Consider the following 13,935-nt stretch of genomic DNA (forward strand, 5'->3'; position numbering starts at 1 on the left):
GGGCCACAGGGGCGGTGAGCTGGGACAACGCCGTGATGGCTCGGTCGGCGCGGATCTCCTGCGCCACCCCGACGGAGGTGTTGACCACGATCACGAGCATGATGACGGCCGTGTCGGTCCAGTCGCCTGTGACGATGGTCAACGCCGCCGCCACGAGCAGCACGATGATCAGCGGATCGCGAAGCTGGGTCAGCACCCGCCGCCACAACGGAACGGGCGGCTTGCGCGGGAGCAGGTTGGCTCCGTCCCGCTCCAGACGCACGGCCGCCTCCGCCGACGACAACCCAGAGGGTGCGGGAATCACCATGCCTTCCTCTCTGACCTGCTGTCTTCCGGGCCGCTGTGGTCCGCATCGTGGACCCTCCTCTCCATGGGATCGCCATTCGCGGCGTCGTCGTAGGGGCGAAAGCCCTTGGCCCTGCCCTTTTTGGAATGCCGAAAGTCCCAAGCCGGCATGGGGCTTTGGGAAGGCGGTGTCAGGTGGTGGCCGGGCCGCGCTGATCGCTGGGGGAGTCCAGCAGGGCGTTCGCCGAGCGGTGGATCTTCGTCAGTGCGCTGAGGAGGTGTTCGCGTTCGGTCTCGGTGAGGTCGGCGGTGACCTTCTCCTCGAGGAACTGCCGTTCCTTCTCGATGGGTGCCTGCAGGGCGCGCCCGGCGTCGGTGAGCCACAGCCGGACCAGACGGTTGTCCCGGTCGTCGCGGCGCCTGGTGAGCAGGCCGGCCGCGGTCATCCGGGTGGCCGCCTTGACCACGTTGGGGGTGGTGACGTTCAGCGCGGCGGCGACCTCGCCCGGGGTGCGGCCGTCCTGCCGCCACAGCACCGCGAGCAGGTGATCTTGCCCCAGGTGCAGCCCATGACGCCGCACGGCCGCCTCTGCCGCCGCCCGCAGCACCTTCGACGCCTTGCTGTGCATGTCCAGGAATTCGGGCACGTCGAGGCCTCCGGTGATGTCGCGAGCGCGGCGTACGGCGATTGACAGCAGATCATGAACCGGTTAGCGTTCTCCTCGTTCGTTAACCGGTACGCGATTTAGGAGTTCTCATGATACTGGTCACCGGTGCCACCGGGAACGTCGGCCGCGAGCTCGTCCGCGAGCTGGACGAGACCGGCACTCCGTTCCGGATCCTGGTCCGCGACCCGGCTCGCGCCGCCGCCTTTCCCGAGCGGACCGAACGGGTCGTGGCGGACCTGAACGACCCGGCCACGCTGCCGGCCGCCTTCGCCGGAGTCGACCGGTTGTTCCTGCTCACCCCCGGCATCGGCCTCGACCACACCCGGCACGCCGTCGCCGCCGCCCAGTCCGCGGGGGTGCGCCACATCGTCCACCTGTCCTCGTTCAACGTGCTCGGCGACCCCATGCCCGCCATGGGCCGCTGGCACCACGAACGCGAGCAGGCCATCCGAGCGTCCGGCGTCCCGGCCACCTTCCTGCGACCCGGCGGCTTCATGACCAACGCCTTCGACTGGCTGCCCACCATCCGCCAGGGGGGCTATGTCCTCGATCCGGTCGGCCCCGGCCGATACGCGCCGATCGATCCCGCGGACATCGCCGCCGTCGTCGCCTTGGCTCTGACCGATGACGGCCACGCGGGCCAGGAATACGTCATCACCGGCGAGGAGCTGTTCACCATCGCCGAACAGGTCAAGATCCTCGCTGCGGCGGCTGGCCGGGATATCGCGATCCGGGAGGTGACCACCGCGGAGGAGGCCGTCGCCTCGCGATTCCCCAACGGGGCGCCCCCGGCGCTGGCTGAGGCCGTCACCGAGGGGTTCCATCTCATGCGCGCCGACACCGCCGGGTTCCGTACCGACACCGTGGAGCGGCTGCTCCAGCGCAAGCCCCGCACCTTCGCCGCCTGGTGCGCACGCAACGCCGACGCCTTCCGGATCGCCTGATCCGCGTTCGTGGGGGTGGACGGCTTACGGGTTCTGCTGTCCTGGCCGTGAGAGGTTCGCGGCGGTCAGTGTGCGGACCAGCTCTTCCAGCTTGTCAACCCGCCTCTTCAGTGACAGGAGCTCGGCGTCGAGCACCGACGACTCCATGATCATTCGCCCGCCGATCATGATCGGTTCACCTCCATGGGAACAGTACAAGCACATGGTGGGCGCCCGCGGCCGTCGCGCGACAGCGACGAACGTCCCCGGTCGGCGGGACCAAAGACACTGACCGCGCAGGATGATCGGGCGGGCGTTGCCACCGCTCGGGCGGTCGTTGATCTACAATGTAAAGGCGCTCTCACTCTTTCAAGCAGCTCAGTGCCCGCATGGCCTCGTGCTCAATGCGTGAAAGATCGCTGAGAATGGCGCCTGCCTGCACGAGGCACTGCGGATCGCCTGATTCACCGGCCTTCGTGATCAGCGCCGCGACTGCCGTCCACAGGCCGGCTGCCTCGCAGTACAGCCCGTGGCCGGTGCGCAGGTGACCGCTGTCGAGCAGTTCGACGCATTCGGCGAGGAAGTCGCGGTAGAGGTTGCGGAACAGGGCGCCGCCGGTGCCGGCCTTCTCCATCAGGAGGGCGGCCTGCGGCAGGTCCCGTCGCGGGTCGTCGGTGCGCTGGAGCCAGGTGCGTACCAGCTTGGCGGCCTTGTCGATGCCTCGGTGGCCGAGGTTGGCGATGGGCGGGTTGAGGAAGGCGTCGGCGCAGGCGGTGATGGCGGGAATGATCCGGCTCTGTGGGTCGGGCAGGTTCCTCGTGACGGTGAGGGTGAAGGAGCGGTGCTTGGCGGTCATCGGGCCGCGCGCGGCCCTGGCCTGGGCGAGGCCGGCCAGGCTGGTGGATACCGCTCCGCCTTGCTGGTCGGTGTCCACCAGGTGGGCGTCGTGGTCGTCATAGCCGTACATGGCGACGAAGTGACCGCCGAAGTGCACCTTCGACCCGAAGTAGTCCAGGTAGTAGCTGTCGAGCTGCAGCCCGACGGGGTGGCCGGCGTCGATGGGGGCTACCACGTTCTCCCATGCCTTGCGGGGCGAGGCGGTTTCCTGGACCAGGAGCTCCAGCTTGAGCCGAGCGGCCAGGTTTCTGGTGAGGTCGAAAGGCTTGACCCGTCCGCCGAGGAAGGGGAAGTCCATGTTCTTGCTGTCCCAGTAGATGAAGGACAGGCCGGAGCCGAGGCCGAAGAGCATCGGCTCGGACAGATCGAGCCCTTGGTGCCGCAGCAGCACCCCCAGAGCTGTCGTCTCGCAGTGCTGCGTACCGCGGGCATCGATGTCTCTTGCCGTGGTCATGCCATGCTCTCCTGAACGGGGAGGATCATCCGGGTCATCTGTCCGACATCATGGTGGACTCTCCCACGGTGGGAGAGTCCACCGCGAAGCCGAGCGAATCGTCACCTCAGCCGGGCTTCGATGGCGTCCAGCAGCGCGGCCAGGCCGAACTCGAACTCCTCCTGGCTGCCCATGCGGGACAGCTCGTCGGCATGGGCGACCAGGATGGGGTAGTGGTCAGGGTCCAAACCCTCGTAGAGCCTGCGGCGCAGCCCCTGCTCCATCGGGCTCGCGGTGTCCACCCCCAGGTTGAACTGCACCGAGCCGACCACGAAGGTGGCGAACGCCGACGCCGTGGCGTAGGCCTCCCGGACACTCAGCCCGATGTCGATGAACCGCCCCAGCGAGTGCTCCATCCCGATCAGTGAGCTCGGGCTCAGGCGTTCGGTGCCGCGCAGGAACGGGACCAGCCCCGGATGCGCGAGCAGGAAATCGCGGAACGAGTGCGCTTGCCATTCGACGGTCCGCCGCCAGTCCAGGCCCTCCGGCGGTGGCTCCAGGCCCAGCCCCACGGCCCGATCCATGGCGAGGACCATGAGTTCGTCGCGGCTGGTGACGTGCCGATAGAGCGAGGCCTGACTGCACTGGAGCTGCTGGGCGAGACGGCGCATGGTCAGTGCCTCCGCGCCTTCGGCGTCCAGCACGGACAGCGCGGTGTCGGCGATCAGATCGAGTGACAGTATCCGCCGACGCCGCGGGCGGTCATCGGCGTTCGCGGTCCGGGCCAGCCACCAGGCTGCCGTGCCTGCTCGTATCGGCGTGGCGTCTTCCATGCGTACCTATCCCTTGACTAAGCGAACCGTGTTCACTTAACCTAAGTGAACTCCGTTCGCTTAGGTTACGCTATCGAAGGGACCATCATGCTCGCCGTCAGGAGCACCGAATCCGGCATCCGCGCCGTCACGGTCGACAGGCCGTCCGGGCCGGGCGTGCGGCTGCACATCGCCGCCGCGGGGATCTGCGGCACCGACGTGTCGCTCGCCGCCATGGGGCTGCGCGACTTCACGTACGGGCACGAAATGGCCGGCACCACCCCGGACGGCCGGGCCTGGGCGGTCGAACCGCTGCTCTACTGCGGCGGCTGCGCCGAGTGCGCGAGCGGCAACGTCCAGCGCTGCGACGCCGAGGGGCACGGCGTGCTGGGGATCTTCCGGGACGGCGGGATGGCCTCGGAGATCGTCGTCCCGGACTCCACCCTGCTCCCGCTCCCCGGCGGGCTGCCGGTGGAGGACGCGTGCCTGGTCGAGCCGGGCTCGGTGGCCTGGCACGGAGTGCGCCGGGCCGGGCTGGTCGCCGGCGAACGCGTCGCCGTCGTGGGCGGCGGATCCATCGGGCTGCTGGCCGCCGCGGCCGCCCGCCGGATGGGGTTCGAGGTCGACATCGAGGCACGCTACGAGCACCAGGCGCGCGCCGCCGGCAAGCTGGGCGCCGGGCGCCCGCACGGGCCGTACGACGTGGTCATCGACGCGGCCGGCGGGCCCACCGCGCTGGCCCGATGCGCCGAGCTGGCCCGGCCGGGCGGCCGGGTCGTGGTGGTCAGCGTGTACTTCGAGACCGCCTCGTTCCCGGGCCCGATGAGCCTGGTGAAGGAGCTCACCTACGTCAACGCCATGGCCTACGACCACCGCGAGGGCCGCCGCGAGTTCGCCGACGTGGCCGCGATGCTGGCCGACCAGCCGGAGATCGCGGAGACCGTCATCACGCACCGGTTCCCGCTGGCGGCGGCGAGCGAGGCGTTCCGGGTGGCCGCCGACCGGTCCGCCGGCGCGATCAAGGTGGTCCTGCACCCCTGACGGCGCCCTCGAGGAAATGAGTCCGTGACACCAACGACGTGAGGAAGGGCCGATGGAAATCAGCGCAGCCGTGGTCAGCTCGTTCGACCACCCGCCCCGCTACGAGTCGTACGATCTTCCCGCACCCGCTGACGAGACCCACGACCCGTCGGTCGAGGAGTTGCTGGCCGGCGGTCAGGTGATGGGCTGGGAGTTCGTGGAGCCGCGACCACGCCGGCTGCCCGGCTGACGGCCGGACGCGGCGCGAGTAGGTCCCCCGTGCGAGCTACCCGCAGGTGTCCACCGTGTGGTGACGATCACGGGCCGCCGGATCCGTAGCGTTCGAGGCGGTCGCGGCCCTCCGGGCGCGGATCTGACGAAGGAGTCTTCATGAGACTGGTGTTGGCCGTGGTGCCCCGCCGCCGGCGCGCCGAGCCGATCGCCGCCACTACACTCTCCCGGTGATCGCTTTGGCGCGGGTCCCGGAGCTGTGGCGCCGCATCGACGTCACGCTCCGGTATCTGCCGGCCGGGCTGCTGCTCCTTGCCGGGTCGCTCATGCCGGCGTTGCACAGCTATGGGACGCAGCTCGGCGGCCTGCCCGCCCGTCCCTTCGACGTGCTCGCCGTCGTGGCCGTCGCGCTCCAGTGCCTCCCGCTGGCCGGGCTGGGGCGGTGGCCGGTCCTCTGCCTCGCCCTGGTGTCGCTCGGTTTCGCCGTCGACCAGCTCCGCGGCTACCACTCGCTCGCGGGCACCGCGCTGGCCATCGCGCTGCTGGGCGTGGGCTTCCATCTGGAACGGCATCGGCGCGGCACCGTGCTGGCCTTCTCCGCGGCGTACGTGCTGCTGGCGGTCGCGCTCTTCGTGCTCGGTTCGGGCGCCGAATCGCCGGCCGGGTTCGTGCTGTTCTACCTGTGCCTGGCCCTCGCGTGGGGCATCGGGGTGCGGCAGCGCTCCATCCGGGCCGCGGAGACCGAACGCCGCCGTCGCGTCGCCGAGGACACCCGTACCGCCGAACGCACCCGTATCGCTCGCGAGCTCCACGACGTCGTGACCCATCATGTGACGGCGATGGTCGTGCAGGCCGAGGCGGGCCGCTATCTGAGCGCCGCGCCCGATCGCCTCGACCAGAGCCTGACCGCCATCACCGACACCGGCCGGCGGGCCATCACCGACCTGCGGCACCTGCTCGACCTGCTCAACCCCGGCCACGGCACCGAGACCAGAACGCCGCCCGCCGGCAGACTGCTCACGCTCGTAGAGCAGACCCGCCAGGCCGGGCAGCCGGTGGAGTTCACCGAGGAGGGCACGCCCGCGGAGTCGACCGGCACTGCCGACCTCGTGGCCTACCGGGTCGTACAGGAGGCCCTGACCAACGCCCTCAAGCACGCCCACGGCAGCCGCACCTCGGTGCGGGTGCGCCACGGCGGAAGGGAGATCACCGTGGAGGTCAGCACGGACGGTTCCGGCACACGCGCCGGGTCTCCCGGCGGGGGCGGGAAGGGCCTGGCCGGACTCCGCGAACGGGTCGACGTTCTGGGCGGCGACTTCAGCGCCGACCGGCGGACGGGCGGCGGTTTCGTCGTACGGGCGCGCATCCCGGCCGGGAGCCCGTCGTGACCGCGCCGATCCGCGCCGGGAGCCTGTCGTGACCGCGCCGATCCGCGTCCTGATCTGCGACGACCAGGCGCTGATCCGCACCGGGTTCGCGACGATCATCGATGCGCAGCCCGATCTCGAGGCGGTAGGAGAGTGCGGGGACGGGCAGGCCGCGGTCGACCTCGCCGGCCGGCTGCGCCCCGACGTGGTGGTGATGGACGTCCGCATGCCCGTGCTCGACGGCATCGAGGCGACCCGCCTGCTGGCCGGTGCCGGGGTGGCGCGGCCCGTCAAGGTGCTCGTGGTGACGACGTTCAACCTGGACAAGTACGTGTACGAGGCGCTGCGCGCGGGGGCGAGCGGGTTCCTGCTCAAGGACGCCCCACCGGCGCAGCTGCTGAACGGCATCCGCACCGTCGCCTCCGGCGCCGCGCTGCTGGCCCCCGAGGTGACGCGGCAGCTCGTCGGCAGGTACGCGGCCCGGATCCGGCCCGCCGAGGGCACACCGGACGACCACGCGCTGACCCCGCGCGAACTGGAGGTGCTGCGCCTCATCGCCGACGGCAGGTCCAACAGCGAGATCGCCGCGACGCTGGTGATCAGCCAGGAAACCGTCAAGACGTACGTGTCGCGCATCCTGACCAAGCTCGACCTGCGGGACCGCGTGCAGGCGGTGGTCTATGCCTACCGCAGGGGCCTGGTGACCTGACACGTCTCAGCCCATGCTCTGCCGATCGAGCTCGATGAGCGCGACGTGCCGCTCCTGGTCGCGGGAGTAGGGGCCGCCGATGTACTTCGTGGAGATCCGGTCGACGATCTCCCAGGCGGCGTCGCCCTCGACCCACTCGACGACCCTGCCGTGGAGGATGACCGGCTGGAACGGGTTGTCGGCCGGCGTCAGGGAGAACGCGACCCGCGGGTCGCGCAGCATGTTGCGGGCCTTGCGGGTGTGCGGGCCGGTGAGGATCACCACGTGGTCGCCCTCCGTGCCGATCCAGACGGGAACGGAGTGGGGAGCACCGTCGGGGAGGATGGTGGCGAGGTGGGCGATCGAGGTGCCGTCGAGAACGCGGCGGATGTCGGGGTTGAGCATCGGGATCATCTCCTGGCATGAAGTCGGGGCGGGCTTATTGGTGATGGGGGGTCAGCGCTCGACCTCGTAGTGGAGGTGGGTGACGCCCGGCGCAGGGACGGCTTCGACCAGGCGCAGGCGTACGTGCTCGGGCAGCGCCTGGAAGAAGGGGCGGCCGCCGCCGAGCAGGATCGGCACCTGGTGGAGGATCACCTCGTCGACCAGCCCCGCCTTCAGGGCCGCGGTCGCGACGCCGCCGCCCATGAGGCCGACGTCCCTGCCATCGGCGGCCTCGCGCGCCGCCGCGACGGCGTCCTCGATGCCGGTGGTGACCAGGGTCTGCCGCTCGGTCATCTCCGGCGCCGCTCGATGGCTGAGGACGAACAGCCGGGCCTTCGGGTGCGGGCTGCCGCCGCCGAAGTGGTCGGAGTCCTCATAGGTGTTGCGCCCCGCCACGACCGCGCCCACGCGTGCGGCGAGGGCGTCGAAGACGCGGGCACTGGGTTCGCTCAGCCGGAACCCGTCGAACACCTGACTGGGCGTGTCGCCACCGAAGTACCAGTCGAAGAGCATCGTTCCGTCGCCCAGCCCGTGCCCGGCGCCCGGGTCGCGACCGGTGATGTAACCGTCGACCGACACCGCGTGGGCGCTGATGACCTTGCTCATCTGCGTGATCCTTTCGGGGTTCCTTGAGGAGACTCCGTTACCGTAACACGATTAAGTTCCGTAAGGGAACCCCAATTGCTAGACTGATGCCATGCAACGCACGAATTTTGGGGAGATGGCCTGCTCCATCGCGCGCACCCTGGACGTGATCGGAGAGCCGTGGTCGCCGCTGATCCTGCGTGACGTATGGGTGGGCCTGAGCCGCTTCGACCAGCTCCAGGCCGACCTCGGGATCTCGCGCAAGGTGCTGACCGAGCGGCTCAACCACCTCGTCGACCAGGGCGTCCTCGAGCGCCACCCGTACGACAACCGGCCGCGTTTCGAGTACCACCTGACGGAGAAGGGTGCCGAGCTCGTCGACCTGCTCATGGTCATGACCGGCTGGGGGGACAAGTGGCTCGCCGGCGAGGCCGGCCCGCCGGTGCTCTACCGCCATCACGCGTGCGGCGAGATCAGCCACGTCGACCTGCGCTGCGCCCACTGCGGCGAGCCGATGCACGCGAACGACATCGACCCACTGCCAGGCCCGGGAGCAGCCGCGTGATGCAGATCATCAAAAAGCCCAGTCTGCCCACCGGGCTGCGCCGCAGGCTGTGGCGGCTCCCCATCGGGCTGTACCGGCTAGGGCTGGGCTCGCTGCTGGGCCGCCGGATCATGCTGCTCGCCCACATCGGCCGCGTCTCCGGCCGGCCGCGTCAGGCCGTCATCGAGGTCATCGAACACGGAGAGCACGGCTACGTGGCCGCCTCCGGATTCGGGCCGAAGGCCGACTGGTACCAGAACATCTTGAAGACCCCAGACGTCACCATCCAGATCGGTGGCCGCACCCTCCAGGTGACCGCCACCCCGCTCCCCGTCGACGAGGGCGCGGAGATCATGGCCCGGTACGCGCCTCGTCACCCGGCCGCCGCCCGCCGGCTCTGCAAGATCATGGGCTTCGCGATCGACGGCAGCACGCAGGACTACCGGGAGGTCGGCCGTCGCATCCCGTTCGTACGGTTCGCACCACGCGCCCACTGACCCCATCACGCCAGGTCGCGCCGCTGGAAGGCGGCGACACCGGTCAGAACGAGCGCCATCGCGACGGCGGTCAACCAGAGCAGCGGCGCGGCGCTCACCTCGCCACCGGGCACCTGGGGGAGATGGGCGAAGGGCGACAGGTTCCTGATCCAGTCATCGAGCTGGAGCAGCTCACCGAGCTGACCGAGCAGGGCGAAGGCCACCAGAGCCGCCCAGGCCAGGGCGGTCAGCCGGGGCAGCAGGCCGAACAGCAGCATCGCGATCCCGGCCAGTACCCACGCCGCGGGCACCTGTACCCAGGCCGCGCCCAGCAGCCGGGGGACCTGCTCGCCGACCTCGCCCGTTCGTACGCCGTGAGCCAGCCCGGCCGCCAGGCCGCCGGCCGTGATGACGATCGGGGTGCCGCCCACGGCGATGACCAGGTGGCTGAGCGTCCACCGCCAGCGGGGTACGGTCGTCGCCAGCACGGGCTCGGCGCGGAGGCCGGTCTCTTCGCCCTGCAACCGCAGCGTGGCCTGTACGGCGAAACCGCCCACGGCCAGGCCGAGCAGCCCCATCACGGCGGCCAGGAAGGTGTCCACCAGCGCCCCCGCGCCGCCCAGCCGCTGCAGGATCGCGGCGAGCTGAGGGTTGTCGTTGACGATGTCACCCACGCTCTGGGCCAGCGAGCCGAACATGGCCCCGGCGATCGCGAAGCCGATCACCCAGCCCAGCAGTACGCCCCGCTGCAACCGCCACGCCAGCGCCGGCGCACCGGCCAGGCTCGGCGCCGCGTCCGACGGGCCCAGCCGGGGCGGCAGCAGCCCGGCGCCCAAATCTCGCCGCCTGGCCAGCAGCGCGGCCAGCCCGACCAGGAGGAGTCCGGCCAGCGCCAGCAGGCCGACCACCCACCAGCGTTCGCCGGCGAAAGCTCGCACCCGCTGAGCCCAGCCCAACGGCGACACCCACGCCAGCGCCTCGACCTCGGCGGCGTCACCTGAGGCCCGCAGCAGGTAGGCCAGGCCGAGTGCCGAGACGGCCAGCCCGTTGGCGGTGCGGGCGTGCTCGGTCACCTGCGCGGCCACCACGGCGATGCCGACGAACACCCACCCGGTCCCGCCCACCGCGAGCCCGAACCCGAGCGCGCCGGCGCCGGGAAGTCCTTGGCCGGTCAGAGCCACGGTGATGAGGAGCGCGATGAGGAGGTTGGCGCCACCTGCCACGATCACCGCGGCCGCCGGGATCGCGTGCCGGCCGACCGCGCAGGCCCCGATCAGCTCGGCGCGGCCGGTCTCCTCCTCCGCGCGGGTGTGCCTGGTCACCACCATGATGCTCATCAGGCCGGCCAGTCCGGTGGCCAGGGTGGTCGCTCGCCAGGCGGTCAGACCACCCACCGAGGTCGCGTCGAAGACCGGGCCGGTGAGCGCCCGCAGCGCGGGGGCCGAGCCGATGGTGACGCCCAGGGCGACACGTTGCGCCATGCCGGGGTAGAGCTCCCCGATCGCCGAGGCGGTGGCCGCGATGGCACCGGTGATGATCAGGATCCAGACCGGCAGAAGGAGGCGGTCACGGCGCAACGCCAGCCGTACCAGCGCGAACGTGCCCGTCATGACGCGCTCTGATAGTGCCGCAGGAACAGCTCTTCCAGGGTGGGCGGTTGGCAGGTGAGGCTGCGTACGCCCGCGTCGGTAAGCAGTCGCAGCGCGTCGCCGAGCCGGTCGGCCTCGACCTCGAAGCGCACGCGCGAGCCGCTGACCGCCAGCTCGTGCACGCCCGCCAGCCCGGCCAGGCCGTCGGGGATCCGGTCGAGCTCGGCGGTGACGGAGCTACGGGTCAGGTGGCGTAACTGCGCCAGGGTGCCGCTCTCGACGGCTCGGCCGTCGCGGACGATGGTGACCCGGTCGCACAGGGCCTCGACCTCGGACAGGATGTGGCTGGACAGCAGCACCGTACGGCCGTTGCCGCGCTCCTCGGAGACGCACGCGCGGAAGGCCGCCTCCATCAGCGGGTCGAGCCCGGCGGTCGGCTCGTCCAGCAGCAGCAGCTCCACCTCGGAGGCCAGGGCCGCGACGAGGGCCACCTTCTGCCGGTTGCCTTTGGAGTAGGCGCGGCCCTTCTTGGTCGGGTCGAGGTCGAAGAGCTCCAGCAGCGCCTTCTTGCGCCGCTGGTCGAGCCCGCCGCGTAGGCGCCCGAGCAGGTCGATGGCCTCGCCACCGGACAACGTCGGCCAGAGCACGACATCGCCCGGTACGTAGGCCAGGCGCCGGTGCAGCTCGACCGCGTCGCGCCATGGGTGGCCACCGAGGAGTTCGGCGTGGCCGGAACCGGCCCGCAGCAGGCCGAGCAGGATACGCAAGGTGGTGGTCTTGCCCGCGCCGTTCGGGCCGAGGAAGCCGTGCACCTCGCCCGTGTCCACGGTGAGGTCGAGCCCGTCCAGGGCGCGCACACGCCCGAAGGACTTGGTCAGCCCACTGATGAGGATGGCTGGATTGCCCGGCATGGGCGCCTCCTTGAAGCCGGTCCGATATGACGTTGCCGACCAGGCTTCCCGGCGCTCCAGGATCGACGTTAACACCACCGACCCCTCCACACCAGACGCGGGTTTATCCCGAACCGGGACCAAAGACTCGGCGACGAGGGACGTTCGCCTCATGCCTCCCATGCCGCCCGAAGAGCATCGTTGCGGGGGAGAGGTGAGAGGAGACCGTCATGTCCGTCGAGGTCAGGGACGTCATGAGGAACGTCGCCATCGCGGTTCTGGAGGACGCGTCGTTCGCCGAGATCGTCCGCACGATGCGGCGATACGCCGTCGGAGCGGTCAGCGTGGTCGACGCTGATTGCCGGCCTGTGGGGGTCGTCTCCGAAGACGATCTGCTGCTCAAGGAGGTGGACCCGGTACGGCACGGCCTCTCGATCTTCGAGAGCCGCAAGCGCCGTGAGGAGCACGAGAAGGCGGCCGCTGTCACCGCCTCCGCGCTCATGAGCACGCCCGCGCTCACCGTGACGCCGGCGGCACCGGTTCGCGACGCGGCGCGGTTGATGCACGAGAAGCGGATCAAGCAGCTGCCGGTGATCGACGCGGTCACCGGGCGCATCGTCGGCACCCTGCACCAGTCGGACGTGCTGCGTGTCTTCACCCGGTCCGCGGGGCGGCTGGAGAGCGAGGTCAAAGCCGTGATCGGTGACCTGACACCGGTGTCCGTCAGCGTCTCGGGCGGAGTGGTGACGATCAGCGGCCGGGTGGCGCGCGGTTCCCAGGCTGTTCGGCTGATGGAGGAGGTCCGCCGGGTGGAGGGTGTGATCGACGTCGTCTCCGAGCTCACCTACGACAAAGACGACCTCCTCATCGTCCCGCCGCTCCTGTAGGCGCCGGCTGGGACGCCGCAACCAGTGCGGCGCCCCATTCCGACCGCACAGGCTCACATCTCCGGCGGAAACCAGGCTTGAAGATTCTGAGGGTTGATCGGCACTGAGATGTGTTCGTGCGTGATCAACCACTTGTCATCTGACCGTCGGCAGCAAACCGTCGATCGTACCCATATCGCGGTCTGAAGCCCGTTCTTCCGCGTCCCGCTGTCCAGGTGAAGCATGTGCGCGAACGCGACATCTGCACTGGTCGCGATGGTCAGATCGTGCGTTTCCAGGCCGATGGGGCCATCGTATTCATTGAACCATCGCACGAAGTTGCCGCGGACTTCATCGGCTCCCGCGAACTGGAGAGGGGGCACGACATCGTAATAAACGATGTCGGAAGAATAATGTGACATGAGTCGATCAATGTCCTTTTTCTGGCAGGCATCGACTCGACTCTCCAAGAACGCCCTAATCTCGGAGTCGTTGGTGGTCATCGCATCCTCCGTTCAATGCGTGCTTGATCAGGCGGCGCGGCCGGCCTTGAGCGCGGCCGCGGTGTCGACCACGCGGCGGGCCTGGTGCCGGGCCGCCTGCAAGATCACCTCACTGGGTGGGCCGTCGCCGACCACGTGGGAGGTGCCGTAGGGGTTGCCCGACTGGAACTGGACGGGGTCGGTGTAGCCGGGAGGCACGATGATGCCGCCCCAGTGGTAGAAGGTGTTGCCCAGGGCCAGCAAGGTGGATTCCTGTCCGCCGTGGGCGGTGTTGGAGGCGGTGAAGGCCGAGTACACCTTGTCGGCGAGCTTGCCCTGGAACCACAGCGGGCCGGTGGTGTCGATGAACGCCCGGAGCTGGCTGGCCGGGCTGCCGAACCGGGTGGGAGTGCCGAACAGCACGGCGTCGGCCCATTCCAGGTCGTCGTGGCCGGCCTCGGTGACGTCAGCGGTGTCCTGCAGGTGCTGGGCCCATTCCGGCCTGGCGCTGATCGCTTCCGGCGGGGCGGTTTCGGCGACTTTGCGCAGTCGGATGTCGGCGCCGGCCTTCTCGGCGCCCTCGGCGGCGGCTTGCGCGAGGGTATGGATGGTGCCTGTCGCGCTGTAGTAAATGATCGCGACCTTCACGGGTTCCATGATCGGTTTCCTTCTTTCGCGTACGGTTCATCGATACGACGACACAGCCGTCCGCAATGTGAGGCGACGTTTCGCGCT

At 69.9% G+C, this 13,935-nt stretch carries 19 protein-coding genes; 8 read left to right on the forward strand and 11 right to left on the reverse strand.

Going from position 1 to position 13,935, the window contains the following annotated elements; genetic code table 11:
* Together KME78_RS61330 and KME78_RS61335 are read right to left on the reverse strand one after the other, a co-directional pair.
* Nucleotides 1-307, reverse strand: a 307-nt coding sequence (locus KME78_RS61330; RefSeq protein WP_246654977.1) for a cation-transporting P-type ATPase, incomplete at its 3' end; no start/stop codon positions are given.
* A gap of 169 nt (nt 308-476) precedes the next feature.
* Nucleotides 477-932 (reverse strand): MarR family winged helix-turn-helix transcriptional regulator, encoded by a 456-nt coding sequence (locus KME78_RS61335; protein ID WP_219539525.1) that lies wholly within the window; start codon nt 930-932, stop codon nt 477-479.
* A 110-nt stretch (nt 933-1,042) separates the two neighbouring features.
* On the opposite strand from KME78_RS61335, the gene KME78_RS61340 reads away from it, so the two are divergent.
* Nucleotides 1,043-1,897 carry an SDR family oxidoreductase gene (locus KME78_RS61340; RefSeq protein ID WP_219539526.1) on the forward strand — a complete coding sequence of 285 codons (855 nt, stop codon included), beginning with the start codon at nt 1,043-1,045 and terminating at the stop codon, nt 1,895-1,897.
* A gap of 24 nt (nt 1,898-1,921) precedes the next feature.
* Here the strand turns inward: KME78_RS61340 and KME78_RS61345 are convergent, their stop codons facing one another.
* The 3 genes from KME78_RS61345 to KME78_RS61355 form a co-directional block, all read right to left on the reverse strand.
* Nucleotides 1,922-2,065, reverse strand: coding sequence for a hypothetical protein (locus KME78_RS61345; protein ID WP_219539527.1), 144 nt, complete (start codon nt 2,063-2,065; stop codon nt 1,922-1,924).
* A 172-nt stretch (nt 2,066-2,237) separates the two neighbouring features.
* Nucleotides 2,238-3,227 carry a BtrH N-terminal domain-containing protein gene (locus KME78_RS61350; protein ID WP_219539528.1) on the reverse strand — a complete coding sequence of 330 codons (990 nt, stop codon included), beginning with the start codon at nt 3,225-3,227 and terminating at the stop codon, nt 2,238-2,240.
* A gap of 101 nt (nt 3,228-3,328) precedes the next feature.
* On the reverse strand, nt 3,329-4,039 hold the full coding sequence (locus KME78_RS61355; RefSeq protein WP_219539529.1) for a TetR/AcrR family transcriptional regulator: 711 nt from the start codon (nt 4,037-4,039) through the stop codon (nt 3,329-3,331).
* An 87-nt stretch (nt 4,040-4,126) separates the two neighbouring features.
* On the opposite strand from KME78_RS61355, the gene KME78_RS61360 reads away from it, so the two are divergent.
* The 4 genes from KME78_RS61360 to KME78_RS61375 all read left to right on the forward strand — a co-directional run bounded on the left by KME78_RS61360 (nt 4,127) and on the right by KME78_RS61375 (nt 7,345).
* Nucleotides 4,127-5,059, forward strand: coding sequence for a zinc-dependent alcohol dehydrogenase (locus KME78_RS61360; protein WP_219539530.1), 933 nt, complete (start codon nt 4,127-4,129; stop codon nt 5,057-5,059).
* Between the two features lie 52 nt (nt 5,060-5,111).
* Entirely contained in the window at nt 5,112-5,288 is a 177-nt protein-coding gene (locus KME78_RS61365) for a hypothetical protein (RefSeq protein WP_219539531.1), read from the forward strand.
* A gap of 211 nt (nt 5,289-5,499) precedes the next feature.
* Nucleotides 5,500-6,657 (forward strand): sensor histidine kinase, encoded by a 1,158-nt coding sequence (locus tag KME78_RS61370; protein ID WP_219539532.1) that lies wholly within the window; start codon nt 5,500-5,502, stop codon nt 6,655-6,657.
* A gap of 28 nt (nt 6,658-6,685) precedes the next feature.
* Nucleotides 6,686-7,345: a response regulator gene (locus tag KME78_RS61375; RefSeq protein ID WP_219539533.1), complete on the forward strand. Its 660-nt coding sequence runs from the start codon at nt 6,686-6,688 to the stop codon at nt 7,343-7,345.
* Between the two features lie 6 nt (nt 7,346-7,351).
* On the opposite strand, the gene KME78_RS61380 is transcribed toward KME78_RS61375, so the two are convergent.
* Together KME78_RS61380 and KME78_RS61385 are read right to left on the reverse strand one after the other, a co-directional pair.
* Entirely contained in the window at nt 7,352-7,738 is a 387-nt protein-coding gene (locus tag KME78_RS61380; RefSeq protein ID WP_219539534.1) for a PPOX class F420-dependent oxidoreductase, read from the reverse strand.
* Nucleotides 7,739-7,780: 42 nt separating this feature from the next.
* Nucleotides 7,781-8,374 carry a dihydrofolate reductase family protein gene (locus tag KME78_RS61385; RefSeq protein ID WP_219539535.1) on the reverse strand — a complete coding sequence of 198 codons (594 nt, stop codon included), beginning with the start codon at nt 8,372-8,374 and terminating at the stop codon, nt 7,781-7,783.
* 91 nt (nt 8,375-8,465) lie between these two features.
* On the opposite strand from KME78_RS61385, the gene KME78_RS61390 reads away from it, so the two are divergent.
* On the forward strand, nt 8,466-8,918 hold the full coding sequence (locus KME78_RS61390; protein WP_219539536.1) for a winged helix-turn-helix transcriptional regulator: 453 nt from the start codon (nt 8,466-8,468) through the stop codon (nt 8,916-8,918).
* Nucleotides 8,918-9,394, forward strand: coding sequence for a nitroreductase family deazaflavin-dependent oxidoreductase (locus KME78_RS61395; protein ID WP_219539537.1), 477 nt, complete (start codon nt 8,918-8,920; stop codon nt 9,392-9,394). Before KME78_RS61390 ends, KME78_RS61395 begins: the two co-directional genes overlap by 1 nt.
* Nucleotides 9,395-9,399: 5 nt before the next feature.
* Here the strand turns inward: KME78_RS61395 and KME78_RS61400 are convergent, their stop codons facing one another.
* Nucleotides 9,400-10,983, reverse strand: coding sequence for an ABC transporter permease (locus tag KME78_RS61400; protein WP_219539538.1), 1,584 nt, complete (start codon nt 10,981-10,983; stop codon nt 9,400-9,402).
* Nucleotides 10,980-11,873: an ABC transporter ATP-binding protein gene (locus KME78_RS61405; protein ID WP_219539539.1), complete on the reverse strand. Its 894-nt coding sequence runs from the start codon at nt 11,871-11,873 to the stop codon at nt 10,980-10,982. The genes KME78_RS61400 and KME78_RS61405 overlap by 4 nt, the downstream gene beginning before the upstream one ends.
* A gap of 209 nt (nt 11,874-12,082) precedes the next feature.
* Between KME78_RS61405 and KME78_RS61410 the strand changes: the two genes are divergently transcribed.
* On the forward strand, nt 12,083-12,739 hold the full coding sequence (locus KME78_RS61410; RefSeq protein WP_219539540.1) for a CBS domain-containing protein: 657 nt from the start codon (nt 12,083-12,085) through the stop codon (nt 12,737-12,739).
* Between the two features lie 53 nt (nt 12,740-12,792).
* On the opposite strand, the gene KME78_RS61415 is transcribed toward KME78_RS61410, so the two are convergent.
* Nucleotides 12,793-13,221: a YybH family protein gene (locus tag KME78_RS61415; protein ID WP_219539541.1), complete on the reverse strand. Its 429-nt coding sequence runs from the start codon at nt 13,219-13,221 to the stop codon at nt 12,793-12,795.
* A 27-nt stretch (nt 13,222-13,248) separates the two neighbouring features.
* Nucleotides 13,249-13,857, reverse strand: a complete 609-nt coding sequence (gene wrbA, locus KME78_RS61420; RefSeq protein WP_219539542.1) for an NAD(P)H:quinone oxidoreductase — start codon at nt 13,855-13,857, stop codon at nt 13,249-13,251.
* Nucleotides 13,858-13,935 lie beyond the last annotated feature (78 nt).

Source organism: Nonomuraea guangzhouensis (genome assembly GCF_019396345.1).
GTDB lineage: Bacteria > Actinomycetota > Actinomycetes > Streptosporangiales > Streptosporangiaceae > Nonomuraea > Nonomuraea guangzhouensis.

Coding starts and splice junctions, on each gene's coding strand:
- KME78_RS61415 (WP_219539541.1), bottom strand. CDS start 13,221: ATGACCACCAACGACTCCGAGATTAGGGCGTTCTTGGAGAGTCGAGTC.
- KME78_RS61355 (WP_219539529.1), bottom strand. CDS start 4,039: ATGGAAGACGCCACGCCGATACGAGCAGGCACGGCAGCCTGGTGGCTG.
- KME78_RS61350 (WP_219539528.1), bottom strand. CDS start 3,227: ATGACCACGGCAAGAGACATCGATGCCCGCGGTACGCAGCACTGCGAG.
- KME78_RS61360 (WP_219539530.1), top strand. CDS start 4,127: ATGCTCGCCGTCAGGAGCACCGAATCCGGCATCCGCGCCGTCACGGTC.
- KME78_RS61385 (WP_219539535.1), bottom strand. CDS start 8,374: ATGAGCAAGGTCATCAGCGCCCACGCGGTGTCGGTCGACGGTTACATC.
- KME78_RS61365 (WP_219539531.1), top strand. CDS start 5,112: ATGGAAATCAGCGCAGCCGTGGTCAGCTCGTTCGACCACCCGCCCCGC.
- KME78_RS61345 (WP_219539527.1), bottom strand. CDS start 2,065: ATGATCGGCGGGCGAATGATCATGGAGTCGTCGGTGCTCGACGCCGAG.
- KME78_RS61410 (WP_219539540.1), top strand. CDS start 12,083: ATGTCCGTCGAGGTCAGGGACGTCATGAGGAACGTCGCCATCGCGGTT.
- KME78_RS61400 (WP_219539538.1), bottom strand. CDS start 10,983: ATGACGGGCACGTTCGCGCTGGTACGGCTGGCGTTGCGCCGTGACCGC.
- KME78_RS61380 (WP_219539534.1), bottom strand. CDS start 7,738: ATGATCCCGATGCTCAACCCCGACATCCGCCGCGTTCTCGACGGCACC.
- KME78_RS61405 (WP_219539539.1), bottom strand. CDS start 11,873: ATGCCGGGCAATCCAGCCATCCTCATCAGTGGGCTGACCAAGTCCTTC.
- KME78_RS61340 (WP_219539526.1), top strand. CDS start 1,043: ATGATACTGGTCACCGGTGCCACCGGGAACGTCGGCCGCGAGCTCGTC.
- wrbA (WP_219539542.1), bottom strand. CDS start 13,857: ATGGAACCCGTGAAGGTCGCGATCATTTACTACAGCGCGACAGGCACC.
- KME78_RS61395 (WP_219539537.1), top strand. CDS start 8,918: ATGCAGATCATCAAAAAGCCCAGTCTGCCCACCGGGCTGCGCCGCAGG.
- KME78_RS61390 (WP_219539536.1), top strand. CDS start 8,466: ATGCAACGCACGAATTTTGGGGAGATGGCCTGCTCCATCGCGCGCACC.